This is a genomic window from Stenotrophomonas sp. STEN046 (assembly GCF_056759755.1).
The window spans coordinates 1-17,443 of sequence record NZ_JBRRDR010000028.1 but is presented as its reverse complement, the minus strand read 5'-3'; the positions used below and the strand labels follow the sequence as shown (position 1 = coordinate 17,443).

13 protein-coding genes are annotated in these 17,443 nt (G+C 61.8%); 3 read left to right on the top strand and 10 right to left on the bottom strand.

Annotation, left to right across the window (positions count from 1 at the left end; genetic code table 11):
• Nucleotides 1-54 precede the first annotated feature (54 nt).
• A complete protein-coding gene (locus tag ACVOLJ_RS13585; protein ID WP_481564339.1) occupies nucleotides 55-426 on the top strand; it encodes a hypothetical protein in 372 nt (123 codons plus the stop codon).
• Between the two features lie 446 nt (nucleotides 427-872).
• Here the strand turns inward: ACVOLJ_RS13585 and ACVOLJ_RS13580 are convergent, their stop codons facing one another.
• From ACVOLJ_RS13580 to ACVOLJ_RS13555, 6 genes are all read right to left on the bottom strand, one after another.
• The gene (locus ACVOLJ_RS13580; RefSeq protein ID WP_481564338.1) at nucleotides 873-1,679 is read right to left on the bottom strand and encodes a hypothetical protein; all 807 of its coding nucleotides are present in this window, start codon (nucleotides 1,677-1,679) and stop codon (nucleotides 873-875) included.
• Nucleotides 1,676-2,077 (bottom strand): hypothetical protein, encoded by a 402-nt coding sequence (locus ACVOLJ_RS13575; RefSeq protein WP_481564337.1) that lies wholly within the window; start codon nucleotides 2,075-2,077, stop codon nucleotides 1,676-1,678. Before ACVOLJ_RS13575 ends, ACVOLJ_RS13580 begins: the two co-directional genes overlap by 4 nt.
• 140 nt (nucleotides 2,078-2,217) lie before the next feature.
• On the bottom strand, nucleotides 2,218-3,498 hold the full coding sequence (locus tag ACVOLJ_RS13570) for an abortive infection family protein (RefSeq protein ID WP_481564336.1): 1,281 nt from the start codon (nucleotides 3,496-3,498) through the stop codon (nucleotides 2,218-2,220).
• Nucleotides 3,499-3,500: 2 nt separating this feature from the next.
• A complete protein-coding gene (locus ACVOLJ_RS13565) occupies nucleotides 3,501-4,694 on the bottom strand; it encodes a GIY-YIG nuclease family protein (protein ID WP_481564335.1) in 1,194 nt (397 codons plus the stop codon).
• Nucleotides 4,687-6,792 carry a DEAD/DEAH box helicase gene (locus ACVOLJ_RS13560; protein WP_481564334.1) on the bottom strand — a complete coding sequence of 702 codons (2,106 nt, stop codon included), beginning with the start codon at nucleotides 6,790-6,792 and terminating at the stop codon, nucleotides 4,687-4,689. The genes ACVOLJ_RS13565 and ACVOLJ_RS13560 overlap by 8 nt, the downstream gene beginning before the upstream one ends.
• The gene (locus tag ACVOLJ_RS13555) at nucleotides 6,789-9,575 is read right to left on the bottom strand and encodes a class I SAM-dependent DNA methyltransferase (RefSeq protein ID WP_481564333.1); all 2,787 of its coding nucleotides are present in this window, start codon (nucleotides 9,573-9,575) and stop codon (nucleotides 6,789-6,791) included. The genes ACVOLJ_RS13560 and ACVOLJ_RS13555 overlap by 4 nt, the downstream gene beginning before the upstream one ends.
• A gap of 1,065 nt (nucleotides 9,576-10,640) precedes the next feature.
• On the opposite strand from ACVOLJ_RS13555, the gene ACVOLJ_RS13550 reads away from it, so the two are divergent.
• Nucleotides 10,641-10,919: a hypothetical protein gene (locus tag ACVOLJ_RS13550; RefSeq protein ID WP_481564332.1), complete on the top strand. Its 279-nt coding sequence runs from the start codon at nucleotides 10,641-10,643 to the stop codon at nucleotides 10,917-10,919.
• 219 nt (nucleotides 10,920-11,138) lie between these two features.
• A complete protein-coding gene (locus tag ACVOLJ_RS13545) occupies nucleotides 11,139-11,897 on the top strand; it encodes a DUF4145 domain-containing protein (RefSeq protein ID WP_481564331.1) in 759 nt (252 codons plus the stop codon).
• A gap of 472 nt (nucleotides 11,898-12,369) precedes the next feature.
• Here ACVOLJ_RS13545 and guaA read toward each other — a convergent pair whose 3' ends face one another.
• The 4 genes from guaA to folD all read right to left on the bottom strand — a co-directional run bounded on the left by guaA (nucleotide 12,370) and on the right by folD (nucleotide 17,252).
• Nucleotides 12,370-13,935 (bottom strand): glutamine-hydrolyzing GMP synthase, encoded by a 1,566-nt coding sequence (gene guaA / locus ACVOLJ_RS13540; RefSeq protein ID WP_481564330.1) that lies wholly within the window; start codon nucleotides 13,933-13,935, stop codon nucleotides 12,370-12,372.
• On the bottom strand, nucleotides 13,932-14,519 hold the full coding sequence (locus tag ACVOLJ_RS13535) for a hypothetical protein (RefSeq protein ID WP_481564329.1): 588 nt from the start codon (nucleotides 14,517-14,519) through the stop codon (nucleotides 13,932-13,934). Before ACVOLJ_RS13535 ends, guaA begins: the two co-directional genes overlap by 4 nt.
• A complete protein-coding gene (gene guaB / locus ACVOLJ_RS13530; RefSeq protein ID WP_475279644.1) occupies nucleotides 14,519-15,976 on the bottom strand; it encodes an IMP dehydrogenase in 1,458 nt (485 codons plus the stop codon). Before guaB ends, ACVOLJ_RS13535 begins: the two co-directional genes overlap by 1 nt.
• Before the next feature lie 397 nt (nucleotides 15,977-16,373).
• A complete protein-coding gene (gene folD, locus ACVOLJ_RS13525) occupies nucleotides 16,374-17,252 on the bottom strand; it encodes a bifunctional methylenetetrahydrofolate dehydrogenase/methenyltetrahydrofolate cyclohydrolase FolD (RefSeq protein WP_475279643.1) in 879 nt (292 codons plus the stop codon).
• Nucleotides 17,253-17,443: the final 191 nt, after the last annotated feature.

Genomic DNA, 17,443 nt, shown 5'->3' with positions numbered 1-17,443 from the left:
CGCCACCCCGCTTACGCGGTGGCGCTGTTAAGCACAGCCAAGGAAACCGACGCCATGAACGAATCCAACACCTTCTCTTCGTACACCGTTGTTGAGCCCATCAACGACGACACCCCACTGCCCGACCTAAACGCCTTCCTGGGCATCCTCAAGCGCATGCGCGGCTGCGAAGGGGCTGATGGGCTGCCCTGGCCCGAGAACGACGTATCACCCGGCCGCCGCGTGAGCCTGGCAAGAACCGAGCGCGCGTTGGTGGGGTTGCTGACGGTGCTGGAGGTGCTGCACTCGGCAGACCGCTGCCGGGTGGCAGCGGAGCCGGAGCGGCATTTGGACGAGGGGGTTGTGGATGGGCTGTTTCTGGCTTGCCGGGGATTGGCTGAGTGGGCTTGTCGGGAGGTCAGGCCTGAGCGACATCAGCAGTCTTAATTTCCATTTCAGCATGTGTAGATTCGATCCTGGCTGTAGAACTCAATCCGATTTCTGGGCCCTAGCCACGTCGTGCTACTTCTGAAACCCTCCCAACCAATGAAAGAGAAATCCGCTCCTGCCAGCGCACAAATGCATGATTTCTACCTACTGCCGACGTGTGCATTCGGATTATTGCCCCAAGTACGAAAATATTTTCTCACACCGCCCCCCACCGCATGCCTCAGGTGCACAGGAGCACGGTGTAGGAGGCGGCGGCAACGCTCCTTGATTCGATTTTGTTTGATCGAGCGTCTGACAGCAGGTATAGGAAGCCCCCTTCCCGTGACCGCCCGATGGTGAGAGAATCGCGGTGGCAGTTGGCTTTGGTGGCGCCATAGACGTGAAGCTGCGTGTTGCACGGGCGTGCTAATGAGATTCAAGCCAACAGCGACCACGGAGCAAAACTAGATTGCAAGCGGCGGGAAACGCTCGGCATGTTCCGGATACAGGTCGATCATGAAAAATTCCATTCGAAACCTTTCAAAGATTCCTGGATCGCGAATCATGGCTTCGACTTGTTCCTGCGTCCAATGGGCGCCCTGTTCCGCTGCGCTGGCCCGTAGAGCTTCAGCACGAAGCTGCACTGCCTCATCCGTAAGGTGTCGTTCTGCATAGCCTTCGACAATCAAGCGGTAGATGGTCTGCGCGCTCAGCTGCCAAAACTCGTTCCCTGCACGCGTTGCGCGAAGGGCGCCCATGGCCCGCTCCGACGACCGGGTCATCAGGAGGGCCTGATAGAAGGCCGATAGTGCCGTCTCCAAATCCCCGGCCGATATCTGCCGCTTCGGGGCCAAGAATGCCCAGAACGGCGCCCGATGCTCGGCACGAACAAAACTGGCGATGGCGCCCCCATGGCATGCGGCCACCACCGTGATGAGGTTCAAGCGCGTGGCCACGTTGAGCCTAACCAACGCCGGCTTCATGTCGTCCCACGTCAACCAAGACCCGTCAGCGAACTCCAGCCCGCCCTCTCCACCGTGGCACTCGATGTGAAGCAACGGCACGTATGGCTCCCTGGATGCTTGATGAGCGAGTTGGGCCAACAAATCGAGAAAAGCACCGCTGGAAGGAATACGAACGCTGGCGATGTGAGGAACGTCGCCGATCACCCGCGCCCAGTCCTGGGCATCCGCAAACAGGCGGGCCGCGGTGTTGAGCTGGCCTTCCGGGAGGGAGTCCACGATGAGAATTTGGTTGAAGGTAGCGTTCATCGGCGCCTTCCCAGCCCCGGACTGCCGCCTTGCACCACGGGGCTGCCTCCTCGCCGCCGCCTCCCATCATCCGGACCCAGCGCACGCTCTAGACGTTGCAGCGCCGTCTTTGGCGGTGGCCTGGCATCAACGGGCGGCAGCTTGGCCATCTCAGCCTTGGTCATTTTGGTCGAGGGCTTGAACCCATTCTTGCGAAGCTTTGTCTTCCCCGGCACCTTCTTCTCAAGCGGCTTCGGTTGCAGAGTAGGCGGCGCTTCATCGAGCATGCCAAGCTTGGCAGCCACCATGCGCAGTTTCGACGGTGAATTGGCCTTGCGGAGAAAAATGCGCGCACGGCGCTCCGCGTAGGTCCGGGACCACCGCATGCGTGTCATCCCCTCGACGATAATCGTTTCCAAGAACCTCTCTTGGGCTGAGGTCAGAACAATCGGTCCGTTGCGCTGCCCCTCCTTTGACACCCGCTTTTTGGAGGAATGCTCAACAGGACCCTTCTTGCCCGAAGGCTGCGCCGACTTCGGCTTCCTTGCCGATTGAGTTGTCACCCATCAACCTCCGATTTGGCCGGCCGTGCTTGCGTGCGATCCCGGTAGGTCTCGGTGACGAAGTCCACAAACGCCACGGCAGACGCCACCGCCAAGCGTGCATGCCGGGGCTGTAGCCCACGGTGCTTGCCGTCTTTGCCATGGCCGGTGCCGTAGAGGCGGCGAAGGTTGGCCAGGTTACCGGCGATCTGGTTCAGGTTGCTCAGGATGCGTTTGATGCACTCGGCCCCCTTGGCTTGGTCATCGATCCCTTCGGGCACCAGGTCCAAGCTCTTGGCCAGTTTTTTGGCCAAGTCGTTCATGTCATCGCTCTTGCCTATCTCCACCCCCATCTTGCCCAGGATGGTCTTACAGCAAGACTCCACCAGCTCCTTGGCGCTGCCGATGGCCAGCTCGGGATCTTTCTCGACCGCGTACTCCATGCGCTGTATCTGCTTGGCGATTGCGCCGGCGTCCAAGGAATCGGCCGCAGACCTTCCCCTCTCAAAGGATCGGTGATCGTTGGAGGTCAACGGGCGTGGTTCGTACCGCGCCCGTCCTGCGATCCGCTCGACTTCGACCAGGTGCCAACCCGCTTGCCGCAATTGGTCGTTGAGGTGCTCAACGATGGTGGCGGCCTCCTCCCGGTCAGGCCTCACCACCGGGTGGACCATTTCTGCCAGGAACCTTAGGAAGGTATCGGCCGGACCATCGAGCAACGGGAATCGGTCGTCGTCGAAGATCCAGTAATCGTCCCAGTCGAAATTATTGACCCGGTGCTGGTAGATGTCTCCAGCCGCGTCCTTGTAGCGCGAATCAGTGGATGGCAACCGACGAAGCTCGTAGATGCGGCTCAGGAACTCGGTGTCGTCCAACGCGCCGAACACGTTCACCTGCTCCAATCGAAGCCCATCGAAGATGTTCCGGCGAACGGCACGGGGAATGACAACTGGAGAGGAGGAGCGCCAATCTTCGTTCTGGCCAACGATGGGAATCAACCGGGCGGCGAAGACGTCGTGGCCATTCGAGGGAATGGCTTCCGTCAATGCCTCGGTGATCTGTTCGCAAACGTCCTTGAGCTTGGGACGCAAGCGCGCAAACTCCGGCGCCGGAACCTCCAGTAGGACGTTCCAGTAATTCGTGCCCCCGTTCCAGTTGTCAGAGGTATCGTGCTGGATAGATGCGGTGGAGGTGCGAAGAAGATCGGCCGCGTCGGCATGCCCACTCTCTTGGAGCAGCACGTAAGCGGCGCCCAAGCACCGCTCCAACACCTGTTCATCGAGAGGGTTCGTCAGCACGATCAGCTCCGGCGAACCAGCATGGCCTGGGCGGGGTCATAGACGTAGTCGGTGATGCTCCCGTCTTGGATGCGCTTGACTGCCTCGTCAATCACAGGAAGCGGAATCAAGAACCACTCCCGCGGCTTCACGGGAACTCCCATCCGATCTCGGAGCGTTAGCTCAAGACGCGCAGGCTGGAAGATGCGATGAAAGATGTTCTCAAGGCGAATGGGGTTAATGTTGGCGAGCTTGTAGGTGGCGATGACCTCCACCTTTGCCAACATATAGGTCGACTCCCTCTCCGCGTTAGCAATCCTGGTCTCGACCTTACCCCCGGTAACGCCGATCTTGTGGATCAGTTGCTGATTCTTCTGGACGTATGAATTGCGAGAGAGGCTCCGCAGCACATAGATGGTGCCGTTCACCACGTCGTCCGTTTCCAAAGCATCCCCAAACAGAGGACCGTAATCGTCGTCGGTGATGCGTCGGCCGGTGTCGTCCTTGTAGAGGGCCCGCTGCAAGGAGCGCTCAAGCAAATCACTCTCGGTGCCGTTGGAATAGATCACCCGCAGCCTGGCGTTGGATTCGCCGTTGGGCGTTCGCACCGGCTCGCCCACCTCGGCGACGTATGCCATCTGCCCGCCGAGAATGAAGAAATTGCCCTTCTCCACGCTGGCGTCGCGGCCAAACCGCAAGGTCCTCCGGAGCCCCGACTTGAGATCCCCCTCCACGCGCTCAAAGAGCGGCGCAAAGCGTTCAAAGTCTGCACAAGGCGTGCGGCTGGCGATGTCTTCCAAGGTCTTGCGTTCTTCATAGGACCGAACGTGACGCAGCTGGGTGATGTCGTCCTCGGCTCCTCCTTCGCTCACACCCAAGTCGGCCAACAGGGCGTCATCGTTCACCGATTCACCTTGCTCGGTGGCAGCAAGGGTGGGGGCTTCTTGGAGCAATCCGTGCGTGTCCAAGGGCATGAGCAACGGATGTGCATCGGTAAGCGACCGCAGACGGTCCAGGCGCACGGCGAAAAGGCGCTCAAAGATGTCGCGCTCCTCCCCATGCTGCGGAGCACGCCCATTCTCCTCCACGAACCGCAGGATTTCTTCGAAACCTGCGATCAGCCGTTCTTCCTGGGGCGTTCGCGCAGCGGCCTTGATCGGGGCCAGATCTTGCCCCAGTTCGGCCAACAAGGCCTCGTCTTCGTCCCAATCAGCCATGATCGCCGCCTCGGGCCTCGGCCGCCTTGCGTTGCTGGACGTGCTTGGCCAAGGCCACCACGCCTTCGGCCATTTTGCGCTCCCACGGGTCTGGCGAGTTGATGTCGGGGGCTCGCTGCTTTTCTGCCATGAACGCGCGGGCTCGCAGGGCCAACGCCTTGGCTTCGTCGTAAGGAAGAGCCACGCGCTTGGCTGAAATGCTGGCCTGGACCTGACGGAGAATCTTCTCATCCATGGCCTTGGCCAACACCGCGTAGGCGGTATCGAACGGGTTGATCCGGTCGATGAGGTCAATGTTCAAGTCCCGCACGTTGACGAACTTTCGCACCCCGTCGATGAGTGAGGTGTTGCCCTGCTCCCCCTGGGCATCGTCTTCTGCCAGTCGCTGCTTGGCCTGTTGGGTCACGTTGAGCGCAGCGATGGCGTGCTGACGGATGGCCTCCTGGTCTTCCGTGGTCAGGTCCGGGTATCGGTCACGCACGATCTTGCCGAGCTGAACCTGGGTCAGGTCTTCGGGCAGGGTGTTCTCCTTGTCGAACAGCCCACGTTCCACCGCCGTCTTGTCTTGAATGAAAGTGGTGATCACCTCGTTCAAATCCTCGCGGCAGATGCGCGCCGCTTCGGGCGAGGTTGGCATGGCCAGCCCCCCAATCTCCACGTGAACTTGGCCCGTGGTCGGATTAACGCCCACGTTGTGCCCCCCCTCTTGGTAGCCGTCCTCGCCGTAGTCAAAGCCGTCCATCTTGCCGGCGTTCTTGGGCGTGAACTCGAACCGCGGGGCCAGCACCTGCTCCATGAGCAAGCTGGCCGCGATGGCCTTCAGGGTGTCGTTGACGGCGTCCACGACCACGGCCTCGTCGGCAGCGGGTTCGGCGATGAGGTTGGTGAAGCGGGAACGCTCCTTGCCGGGTGCATCGCGGGTGGCGCGGCCGATGATCTGAACAATTTCGGTCAAGCTGCTGCGGTAGCCGATGGTCAGCGCGTGTTCGCACCAAATCCAGTCGAACCCTTCCTTGGCCATCCCTAAGGCAATGATGATGTCAACATGGTCTCGGTCATCCTTGTGCGCCGGATCCTTGAGCGCCGACAGGACCTTGGTGCGCTGTGCAGCGTCGGTGTCGTCCACCAGGTCGGCAACCTTGAGCACGCGTCCGTCGGCCAGCTCGACCTGATGGAACCCTGTGGCCGGGTCCAATCCCTTCCAAGTGCCCAAGCGGGACATGATTTCCTCGACCTCGCGGTGCTTGTCCTTGAGGCTCTCCCGAGCATTGACGTTGGGGATGTGGACGATGGTTTTCAGGCCAGCATCCAGCACCTTCATGATCGCGTCCAGGTAGCGGCCGGTGTAGAAGAAATAGCCGATGTCCAAGGACTTGAGGTAGGTGTAGCCGTTGAGCTGCTCGTAGTAGGTGTAGGTCACCGTTTCAAAGCGCGCCTCGTCCGAGGGGGAGAGCACCGCCACGGTGTCTCCACGGAAGTAGGAACCGGTCATCGCCACCACGTGGACCTGTCCATGCGCGATGAGCTGACCCAGCTGACTGCCCAGCTTGTTGTCCGGATTGCTGCTGACGTGATGGAACTCATCGATGGCGATCAAACGGTTGTCGAAGGCCTCGATACCGAACTCGTCCACCGCGAAGCGGAAAGTGGCATGCGTGCACACCAGCACCCGGTCATCGCTGGACAGAAACTCGCCAACGGCCTTGATCTTGGACTTGGCAACCTTCCCGTTGTCTTCGCCAGGTGCGTTGCACAAGTTCCACTGTGGCCGAACCACCCAATCGCTCCAGAACCCGTGCTTGCTCAGCTCTTCGTCGGCAAAGCTGCCCCCGATCGAGCGTTCGGGCACCACGATGAGGGCCTGCTTGAGCCCTTGGTTCTCCAGCTTGTCCAACGCAATGAACATCAGGGCTCGCGATTTACCCGAGGCCGGTGGCGACTTGATGAGCAGAAACTGCTCGCCCCGCTTGGCGTAGGCTCGCTCCTGCATGGGCCGCATGCCCAGCGCGTTGACCTTGTTCGACTCCCCGGTGCGAGCGGCCGTGATGGATACGGATGGCACGGTGTGCCGATTGGTCGGATTGGTCTCCATGGTCATGTCGCCCTTCCCCCCTTCTTGGGCTTGGCCGGCGTGGCCGTCAACTTGGTATAAAGATCGAACAGTTTTTCGAGGCGCTCCGTGTCGTTGCGGAACCGGCGACCGATGTAGATCCGCTCCAGCACCTCGTCGTTGCGCTCGTGGGCCTGCCGGAGGTCGTCCGGCATGTCATCCGGTTCGTAGAGGTCCGCAAGCGTGGCGGGGTAACGCGCCTCCCGCACCAGCAAGATGTCTTTCGCGCAGCCCTCCAAGTCGAACCTGTTCTGCTCCGTCAATACCGGCACGGGGAAAGTGTTCCAACCCAGCGTGCTGGAATACCGGTAGTCCGTCTTGATGCGACCACAGACTGCTGCGACCCACACCAGATGCATCTTGGATGCGAGCAAGGCAAAGGACCACAGCTCCGCATCAAGCATGGCAAATGCCCCATCGGCGACGATGGCCCCACGTGGGAACAGGCTTACAGGCAAATAGGGGCGGGTTTCCGAAGAATGCCGCGGAACCAAAATAACCGTCTCCTCGCCCGTCTGGCGCACCTGCTGGAAGGCATAGGGAGTAGCGGCTCCTGCCTTGGTGAGCGCCTTGCCGCTCTTCTTACGCATCTCCACCACTTGATCGGTGCGGGCCTTGATGGGAGCCAGGGCCATGGCCTGCTCCGCCTCTTCAGGCGTGATCCAAAGGCAATAGCGCAAGTTGCCTTGAATGGTGTCGTTTGCACCGAGGAATTGACGCACGTAACGCGCGGTCTTTGGCTCTGCCTGGACCAAAGCCCTCGCGCCATCTGCCTTCATCAACAAATGACCGCCGTCCGCCGGCTTGCTGCCATTGATAATTTCACCAATGGGGCACAACGGTTTGGAAAGAGCGGGAACGTAGATGTCTCGAAATGGTATGAGGTAAGCATTGATGTTCGCCACCTCACGCTTGGTGATAGTGTCGTTGTCGTCCGACTGGAAGAGCAAGGGGTTGCTTGTGTCCCTTTCGCTCAAGCCGATGATGATGACTGTCACGCCTGCATTCTTCGCAGCCAGGTTTCGCCACTTGAATGGCGTATAGGCGAAACGGATCCGCAAGCCCTCTGCAAGCAACAGTGGCCAGAGCCGGGCGACCTGCTCGCCTTGAGTGATGGAGCTCGTGCTTACGAAAGCACAAGAAGCTTGGGTGGCACGAGCGTAGCGGGCAAACTTGTAGAACCAGCCCGAAACGTAATCCAAGGACTTGAAGCTGTCGGTGACATTCCCGAACAGCGCCTTCATGTCCGCCTTCTGTTGATCGTCCTGCTCAGTCCCTCCTTTGTAGGGAGGATTTCCGCAAATGTAGGTCTCTCCCCCCTCGTTTTCGAAGTCAATTTCGGACTGATCGGCGGGAGCAGTGAACAAGTCGTCGCCCTGGAGGTTGACCTCGGTTCCTGTCGGCGGGCAAACGGAGAGCCAGTCGATACGCAAGGCGTTGCCGCAGGTGATCCAGTTCTTGCTGTCGAGCGGAAGGACAGTAGCCAACGCCTGCTGCTGCCCGCGGTAAAGCACGTCGCACTGAAACTCGGCAATGATGAGCGCCAGCCGGGCAATCTCGGCGGGGAAGTCGTTGAGTTCAATGCCACGGAAATTGTTGATCGGAATCTCGGACTTCCGATCCTCCTCGCCGCGCCGCCGGTTAATCTCCGCCTCAATCTTGCGCATTTCCTTGTAGGCGATAACCAGGAAATTGCCGGACCCGCACGCCGGATCGAAAACACGGATGTGCGCCATCCGCTTGCGCAGGTTGAGTAGCTTGGTCTTGTTGTCCTCCGCAGATTCCAGATGCGACCTCAGGTCATCCAAGAAGAGCGGGTTCAGCACCTTCAGAATGTTGGGCACACTGGTGTAGTGCATGCCCAACGATCCTCGCTCCTCCTTGTCGGCCACAGCCTGAATCATGGACCCAAAGATGTCTGGGTTGATCTGGCGCCAGTTCAGTTCACCAATCCGAAGCAGATAGGAGCGCGCAGCCCTGGTGAACCGCGGAACTTCTGTGCTGCCTGAGAACAACCCGCCATTGACATAGGGAAATGCCAGCGCCCAACCATGAAGGCCCGCGCTGGGACGATCATCGGATTTCAAGTTCATCGCCGTGAACAGCGTTCCGAGCACGGCGTCTGTGTTTGATCCGTCAGGAGCCGACATCCGGTCCACGGTGCGCGTGAACAAGCTATCGCCATGGAAAATGTCTGTGTCCTCGGCGAAGAAACAGAAGATCAGTCGGGCCATGAAGTGGTTCATGTCCGATCGCCGCTCGTCGGTGTCCCAATCAGGGTTGTGGGTCAGCAGCTCCACGTAAAGCTTGTTCAGACGGCCCGTCGCCCGGACATCAATCGGGTTTTCTTTGATCTCCTGAACTGTGGTTATTCCAGCAAAGGGCAGGAAATAGCCGAAGTGCTCGGCCAGCTCGACATAGGGGCATGCCAAAGGCTCCCCTGTGGCCAGATACTCCGCCTCAAGGGATTCACCGTCGGTGGCAAGGACGAGCTTGATCCGATACGTCGAGTTCTTGGCGCTGGCTTTCAACGCTTCGAACGTCTCACGCACCCGCCCTTGCTCGCACACTGCCAGGTGAATGTGATTGCGTTGAAGAACAGCCCCTGGAACGTCAGAAAGATTCGTTCCGCCGGATCCAACTTTTCTCAGGCGCTTGAGGGTGACCTCGTTGTTGCCAAACGCCCCCAAGAACTGGAAGGGGAACTCTGCCGAATCAAAGGGAACCTGGGCCAGCTCGTAAATGGCCTCTTCGATTTCCACTGCGTTCATACGGCCAGGATCCGCGACGATGCCCCGTCGTGACAGGGGCAAGGGAAGGGAGGGTGGAAGCAGTCCACGTGGCGTTGAAGCAATGACATCCGGCAACTCTCAAAAGACAGATCCCAAGTATCCTTCAGCCCCATGGTAGAGGGCCACTTTCGCCGCACCTTCGACATGGCAAGCCTTTGTTTCCAAAGGGTCAACCCATCAGTGGCAAGCCACCTCGGCCACCGTTTGCGCAGAACCCCGATCACTGGGAAACACGACCTTGCAGCTCCCTTCCACCTCCACCGCCTTCCCGGGGCGCGGCTGCTCCAGGCAGAGCCCCATTCGTAGCCCAACTGGGTAGCCTCGTTCGTTGTCTTGGCCACCGCTCCTGCCTCACGGGCCGGTAAAGCGGAAGGTTCGTGCGGTCTCGGTCAAGACGAGGAAGGTCAGGCGCATGCCGGCTTGGCGGCCAGCGTTGGTGGTTTGCTCGATCTCGGCCACTCAGCGCCCAGCCGCAAGACCCGATCACCCACTTGGGCCTCGTTGAGCACCATAGGGGTCAGCTCGCCTACCACCAGGCGGCCCTGGGCGTTGGTCTTGCCTGCCAAGCCCCACTGGCACCCCGGCCTAGCCGGGCACGTCCAGCACGGCGAAGGAGTCCCCCCAGGACCGTCACGCCCTGTCGGTCCAGGTGGACGGCATCGGCCGTAGGGCCGGAAGCCCAAGTGTGGCTGGGCCCGTGCTCGCGCTGATCTGAGCCCACCCTGCCTGGGTGGTCCAGTTGGCGTTGGCCTGAACCGTCTGGCCATCCGCCCCCTCGCCCACCGAAGCGGCCCCCAGCCGGAGCGGGCAACGCCAATGCAAGGGCCAGAGCGATGCGTTTCAAGGTGCACCCCCAATTCGTGATTAGGTTCACCTATGCATAAGTCGATTCCTGGAATGCGCCAGGGGTACTTCCGAGCTCAGTCACAGAAACTGTAGTCGACGTCATTAAATTGACGGAATGGCGACAAAATGGCGCATATGGACAGAGGTCGACGCTCAGGCGATGATTCTGTCCACACTTCAAGACCAACAGGGAAATGTATGGCAAGGAAGAAGAGTTCATCGGCTGCAGGTGTCGCGATTTCTACCGGCGGCGGAGCCGTCGCTGGCGCAACCTCTGCGATCCTCGGCGTAACCAGCGGTGCAGCGGCTGGAACGGCCGGCGCAGCCGCCGTGACCTCCGGCCTGGCAACCGTCGGTGGCATTGTGGGCGGTGGCATGCTTGCTGGACTGGGCGTGGTTGCAGCCGCGCCAATTGCGGGCGGTGCCGCGATGTTCGGGGTTTACAAGCTCTACCAGCGCATGGCATCAAAGAAGTAACGGTTCTGCCTGGCCCGCCACCGGGGACCAGCTTCGACGCGGCGCAAGCCTGCCTGCCTGCAAATGGCCATCCAAGATCAGCACTTAGACGGCCGCTCTGGCTGAGTGCCCGTTCGAGCCGGCAAGTCGAGTGGCTATACAAACTCCAGCAATGTTGCAGAGCCTGCCGCTTCTTGCAGCCGTAGTGAATACGAAACATCAAACATCAGGAAAGACACCATGGCGTTCAATCGCGAATTGTGGTCTGGCTTTTATGACAGAAAGCACTTCCCCAGCATTCCCTGCCCCCGCTGCGCGTCAGGCAATGCCAAACTGGATCCCGAGAGCTTAGATGTCGTTGAGCCAGCCTACTCAAAGAAGGGACGAAACGATCAGAACTGGGAGCCGGACTGGGATACTGAGCGATTCAGTCTCAATTTGACTTGCGATAACGCCAATTGTGGCGAGATTATGGTTGTGTCGGGAGACACCTCGTTGTCCGAGGTCTACGACGAAGAAGATGAAGGCTGGGTCTATATCGCCCATCTTCGCCCGCGTGCGATGTATCCAGCACCCTTGCTCATCTCCATCCCGAAGCAGGCGCCGCCAGCGGTAAGAGAGAATGTTTGCCTAGCTTCGTCTCTCTACTGGGTCGATACGAGCGCTGCTGCCAACCGACTTCGTGCCAGCGTCGAATTTCTGCTGGACTTCCTTGAGGTTCCGCGGGAAAGCACAAAGAATGGGAAGACAAAGCGATTGGATTTGAATGGAAGAATTGAAATCTACGATCAGCTAAACTCTGAGCATGCCCCATCTCTGACCGCCCTGCGGATGATCGGAAATCTCGGCTCTCACGGCGAGACCGTCCAGCGCGAAGCGCTGCTGGATGCTTTCGAAATCTACGAATACACCCTTGAAGAGCTGTGCGGGCAACGAAAGTCCAGGATTGAAGAGCTTCGTCAAAAGCTCATCTCGACCAAAGGGAACTACAACAACTAGTCACGGCAGCATGCCCCCCCTTGGCCTTCGCCTTGTGGCGCGATCGCGGTCGAACGTTGGCGACAGGTTTCTCAAGCTACCGACCGCCGCTCCCAGCTCAACTTGCTTGAGCGTGTAGGCAATCTGCTCCTCCGTAGAACAGGGCTTTTTCCTCGCCTGATTCCTCGTGATCCGGGGGCCACGCAGGACCAAGTCTCGACTTTACAATAGCCCGATTTTTCGGTGGCGGGTCACCGGCCTCGAGCGTACGGCGTCCTGCCGCCTAAGGCGGAAATCAACGAGAGACCTCGCTTGGCGGAACCTCCGCCATCGTGCCTTCTAAGATCTCAGGTTACCGTTATGAAGCTTGCGCCAGAAGGCCTGCCTCGCATAGCACCTCGAGCCCAGACCGCCAAAGCTGCTTCAAAATGAACTTACAGGAAAGCTCCTGAGCAGAAAAAAGGGCGCCTTTCGGCGCCCTCGTTCTCTCAACTCATTCCCACTCAATAGTCGCCGGCGGCTTCCCCGAGATGTCATAGACCACCCGCGACACCCCCCGCAACTCATTGATGATCCGGTTGCTCACCGTCCCCAGGAACTCATACGGCAGATGCGCCCAATGCGCGGTCATGAAGTCGATCGTCTCCACCGCCCGCAGCGCAATCACCCACTCATAAGCCCGCGCGTCACCCACCACGCCCACCGACTTCACCGGCAGGAACACAGCAAACGCCTGGCTGGTCTTGTCGTACAGGTCCGCCTTGCGCAGCTCATCGATGAAGATGGCATCGGCCTTGGCCAGCAGTTCGGCGTATTCGCGCTTCACTTCGCCCAGAATGCGCACGCCCAGGCCCGGGCCCGGGAACGGATGGCGGTAGACCATGCTGCGCGGCAGGCCGAGCTCAACGCCCAGGCGGCGCACTTCGTCCTTGAACAGCTCGCGCAGCGGCTCCACCAGGCCCAGCTTCATGTGCTCCGGCAGGCCGCCCACGTTGTGGTGGCTCTTGATCACATGCGCCTTGCCGGTCTTGCTGCCGGCCGACTCGATCACGTCCGGGTAGATGGTGCCTTGCGCCAGCCACTTGGCGTTCTTCAGCTTGTTCGACTCCTCGTCGAAGATCTCAACGAACAGGTTGCCGATGATCTTGCGCTTGGCTTCCGGGTCGCTCACGCCTTCCAGCTTGCTGAAATAGCGGTCCGCTGCATTCACGCGGATCACCTTCACGCCCATGTGCTCGGCAAACATCGCCATCACCTGGTCGCCTTCCTGCCAGCGCAGCAGGCCGGTATCCACAAACACGCAGGTCAGCTTGTCGCCGATGGCCTTGTGCAGCAGCGCAGCCACAACCGACGAATCCACACCGCCGGACAGGCCCAGGATGACTTCGTCATCGCCCACCTGTTCGCGCACACGGGCGATCTGGTCGTCGATGATGTTGGCGGCGGTCCACAGGGTTTCGCAACCGCACACGTCCACCACGAAGCGGCGCAGCAGCGCCTGGCCCTGCAGGGTGTGGGTCACTTCCGGGTGGAACTGCACGCCGTACCAGCGCTTTTCTTCGTTGGCCATGGCGGCCACCGGAATGCGGTCGGTGCTGGCGGTGATGGTGAAGCCCGGCGGTGCAACGGAGACGTGGTCGCCGTGGCTCATCCAGACATTCAACTTCGGCTCGCCGCCGTGGTCGCTCAGGCCCTTGAACAGTGCATCGGGGTGGATCACGTTCACTTCGGCGTGGCCGAATTCGCGCTGGTCAGCGGCTTCGGTGGCACCGCCCAGCTGCGCGGCCAGGGTCTGCATGCCGTAGCAGATGCCGAAGATCGGCAGGCCGCTGTCGAACACTTCCTGCGGTGCGGCCGGGGCGCCCGGCAGCGTGGTCGATTCCGGGCCGCCGGACAGGATGATGCCCTTGGCGCCGAACGCGGCGATCTCGGCCGGGTTGTGGTCCCACGCCCAGATTTCGCAGTAGACGCCCAGCTCGCGGATGCGGCGGGCAATCAGCTGCGTGTACTGCGCGCCGAAATCGAGGATGAGGATCTTGTCGTTATGGATGTTGGTCATGGTGCCGTTCCAGTGGTGTTCTTCGCTGCGCCTGAAGCTTCAAGGCTGTGCGTCAACGAGGCGATGAGTGCCTCGCGTTGTTGAATATGTGAGGCATCTGCCTCGTCCCAGCGCAGCATCAGCAGCGCGTGCGGCGCACCGGCCGGATCTTCGACCATGCGTGGCAGCTCGACCGCTTCCTGCACTTCCGAGCCTTCCATCCAGCGTCGTTCGATTGCCACTGCCTGATGGCGCGGCTCGGTGGGCGTGCCCCAGTAGATGCGCTTGGCATTCATGGCCGCCGTATCCAGCGGGCCCAGCACGGGCTCCAGCACCGGGTCGGCAGGCCCATCGAGCGAAAGCGTCCGGCACTGCAGTGTTACCTGCAGCGGGCGCGCGCCGGTGCCGTGCAGCATCCATTGCTCCTCGCCCAGCGGCTGCACGCGCCATCCGGCGGGCAGCGAAAATGCCGTTGAACACGCCTGCACGTCCTGCAATTGCGAAACCGCCGCGCCCGGAGACCCGGAGCGCGGCGGCGGTTCGGACAACGAGCAGCCTGCCATCAGCAGGCTGCTCGTGACCGCAAGGACGGTGCGGAGTCGCATCAGGCGCGGTAGTTCGGCGGCTCTTTGGTGATCTGCACGTCGTGGACGTGGCTCTCACGCTGGCCGGCGCCGCTGATCTTCACGAACTTGGGCTTGCTGCGCATGTCATCGACGGTCGCGCAGCCCACATAGCCCATGGTGGCGCGCAGGCCGCCCATCAGCTGGTGGATGATGCCGCCCACCGGGCCGCGATACGGCACGCGGCCTTCGATGCCCTCGGGCACCAGCTTGTCGGCGCTGGAAGAATCCTGGAAGTAGCGGTCCTTCGACCCCTTTTCCATCGCGGCCAGCGAGCCCATGCCACGGTAGCTCTTGTACGAACGGCCCTGGAACAGCTCGGTTTCGCCCGGCGATTCCTCGGTACCGGCCAGCAGGCCACCGATCATGATGGTGGAAGCACCGGCGGCCAGCGCCTTGCCGATGTCACCCGAATAACGGATGCCACCGTCGGCGATCAGCGGAATGCGGTCCTGCAGCGCTTCGGCCACCAGGTCGATCGCGGTGACCTGCGGCACGCCCACGCCGGCAACCACGCGGGTGGTGCAGATCGAGCCCGGGCCAATGCCGACCTTCACGGCGTCCGCGCCGCTGTCCAGCAGTGCCAGTGCAGCTTCACCGGTGCAGATGTTGCCGCCGATGACCTGCACGTGCGGGAAGTTCTTCTTCACCCAGGCCACGCGGTCCAGCACGCCCTGCGAATGGCCGTGCGCGGTGTCGACCACGATCACGTCCACGCCGGCAGCGACCAGCGCTTCCACGCGGCGATCGGTATCGCCACCCACGCCAACGGCAGCGCCCACCAGCAGGCGGGTCGACACATCCTTGGCAGCGTTCGGGAAGTCGGTGTTCTTCTGGATGTCCTTGACGGTGATCAGGCCACGCAGGGCGAAATCATCGTTGACCACCAGCACCTTTTCGATGCGGTTGCGGTGCAGCAGCTGCAGCACTTCATCGCTGGCGGCGCCTTCCTTGACCGTGATCAGGCGATCCTTCTTGGTCATGATGTGGCGGACCGGATCGTCCAGCTCGGTCTCGAAGCGCATGTCGCGGTGGGTCACGATGCCGGCCAGCAGGCCGTCGCCACCCACCACCGGCACGCCGGAGATGTTGTGCGCCTGGGTCAGGGCCAGCACGTCGCGGATGGTGGTTTCCGGGCCAACGGTGATCGGGTCGCGGATGACGCCGGCCTCGAACTTCTTGACCTTGGCCACTTCCGCAGCCTGCTGCTCCACGCTCAGGTTCTTGTGGATGATGCCCATGCCGCCCAGCTGTGCCATGGCGATGGCCAGGCGTGCTTCGGTGACGGTATCCATGGCCGCGGACAGGATCGGAAGCTTGAGCTTCAGGTCACGGGTCAACCGCGTTTCGAGGTTGACGTCCTTGGGCAGGATGGTCGAATGAGCGGGGACGAGCGAGACGTCGTCGTAGGTGAGAGCTTCAGCCTGGATGCGCAGCATCGGCATACCCGAGATGTGGGGAAGCGCGACATTTTACCCTGTTTCTGGAGCCAAGAACAGCATTTTTGGCAGCCAGAATTGAATTTCTGCGCGACACAGTGTCGCGCCAGCGGTGATCCGCTCAGGGCACCCAAACGCACCGCCTTTGGTAGGTGCCAACCTTGGTTGGCACAAACAGGGAGAGGCCTTCACCCCATCTGGGGTCCAGCGCCGGACGGATCGTGCCAACCAAGGTTGGCACCTACCAACAGCCGGTCGTCGGCCTGCCTGTGGTGGGTGCGGACCGTTGGTCCGCACTCTCTCTCAGACACCAGTGCACCAGCAGGAGCCCCAGCCCTCTGGCATTGTGCCGACCAACGGTCGGCACCCACCAACAGCAGATCTCACCAACAGCGGATCAGCTCAGGGCTTCCGCCGCTTCCAACGTGTTCTGCATCAACGTGGCCACGGTCATCGGGCCCACGCCACCCGGCACCGGGGTGATCCAGCTCGCCCGCTGCGCGGCCGCTTCAAACCCGACATCGCCCACCAACCGACCGTCCTCCAGCCGGTTGATGCCCACATCGATCACCACCGCACCCGGCTTCACCCACTCACCCGGCACGATGTCCGGACGGCCCACCGCCACCACCAGGATGTCGGCGTTGCGCACGGCCTGTTCCAGCACGTCCTTGGGGGTGAACTTGTGGCAGCTGGTCACGGTGCAGCCGGCAATCAGCAGCTCCAGGCCCATCGGCCGGCCCACGTGGTTGCTCACGCCGACGATGGTGGCGTTGCGGCCGCGCACCGGCTGGTCGGTGTGGCCCAGCAGCGTGGTGATGCCGCGCGGGGTGCACGGGCGCAGGCCGAACTCGCGCAGGGCCAGGTGGCCGACGTTTTCCGGGTGGAAGCCGTCCACGTCCTTGCGCGGGTCGATGCGCTGGATCAGCCGGCGCGCGTCGGGGATGCCCGGCAGCGGCAGCTGGATCAGGATGCCGTTGATCTTGGGGTCGGCATTGAGCTGGTCGATCAGGTCGAGCAGCTGCGCCTCGGTGGTACCGGCCGGCAGATCGTAGTCGTAGGCCTCGATGCCGACCTTTTCGGCGGCGCGGCGCTTGTTGCGCACGTACACGGTCGAGGCCGGGTCGCCCCCCACCAGCACCACGGCCAGGCCCGGGCGGCTGCCACCGGCGGCGACACGGGCGTCCACCCGCACCTTCAGGCCGTCAAGCAGCTCCTCGGCGATACGGCGGCCATCGAGGATGCGGGCGGGAAGCTGGGGGGCGGAATCGGTCATTAGGAGCGGGCGTGGGGCGGCGGGGACGCTATTGTCCCCGATTCAGGCCCCCTCGCCCACCGCTGCGAACATGCCCCGGTAGTGGGGGCGGCGGGGGGGGGGGCCCCCCCGCGCGGGCGGGGGGGGGGGGGGGGGTGGCGCCCGCGGGGGGCCCGGCCGCGGGGGCGGGGGGGGGGGGGGGGCGCCGGGCG

Coding starts and splice junctions, on each gene's coding strand:
- ACVOLJ_RS13560 (WP_481564334.1), bottom strand. CDS start 6,792: ATGACCATGGAGACCAATCCGACCAATCGGCACACCGTGCCATCCGTA.
- ACVOLJ_RS13535 (WP_481564329.1), bottom strand. CDS start 14,519: ATGCGACTCCGCACCGTCCTTGCGGTCACGAGCAGCCTGCTGATGGCA.
- ACVOLJ_RS13585 (WP_481564339.1), top strand. CDS start 55: ATGAACGAATCCAACACCTTCTCTTCGTACACCGTTGTTGAGCCCATC.
- folD (WP_475279643.1), bottom strand. CDS start 17,252: ATGACCGATTCCGCCCCCCAGCTTCCCGCCCGCATCCTCGATGGCCGC.
- ACVOLJ_RS13565 (WP_481564335.1), bottom strand. CDS start 4,694: ATGGCTGATTGGGACGAAGACGAGGCCTTGTTGGCCGAACTGGGGCAA.
- ACVOLJ_RS13555 (WP_481564333.1), bottom strand. CDS start 9,575: ATGAACGCAGTGGAAATCGAAGAGGCCATTTACGAGCTGGCCCAGGTT.
- ACVOLJ_RS13550 (WP_481564332.1), top strand. CDS start 10,641: ATGGCAAGGAAGAAGAGTTCATCGGCTGCAGGTGTCGCGATTTCTACC.
- guaB (WP_475279644.1), bottom strand. CDS start 15,976: ATGCTGCGCATCCAGGCTGAAGCTCTCACCTACGACGACGTCTCGCTC.
- ACVOLJ_RS13545 (WP_481564331.1), top strand. CDS start 11,139: ATGGCGTTCAATCGCGAATTGTGGTCTGGCTTTTATGACAGAAAGCAC.
- guaA (WP_481564330.1), bottom strand. CDS start 13,935: ATGACCAACATCCATAACGACAAGATCCTCATCCTCGATTTCGGCGCG.
- ACVOLJ_RS13580 (WP_481564338.1), bottom strand. CDS start 1,679: ATGAACGCTACCTTCAACCAAATTCTCATCGTGGACTCCCTCCCGGAA.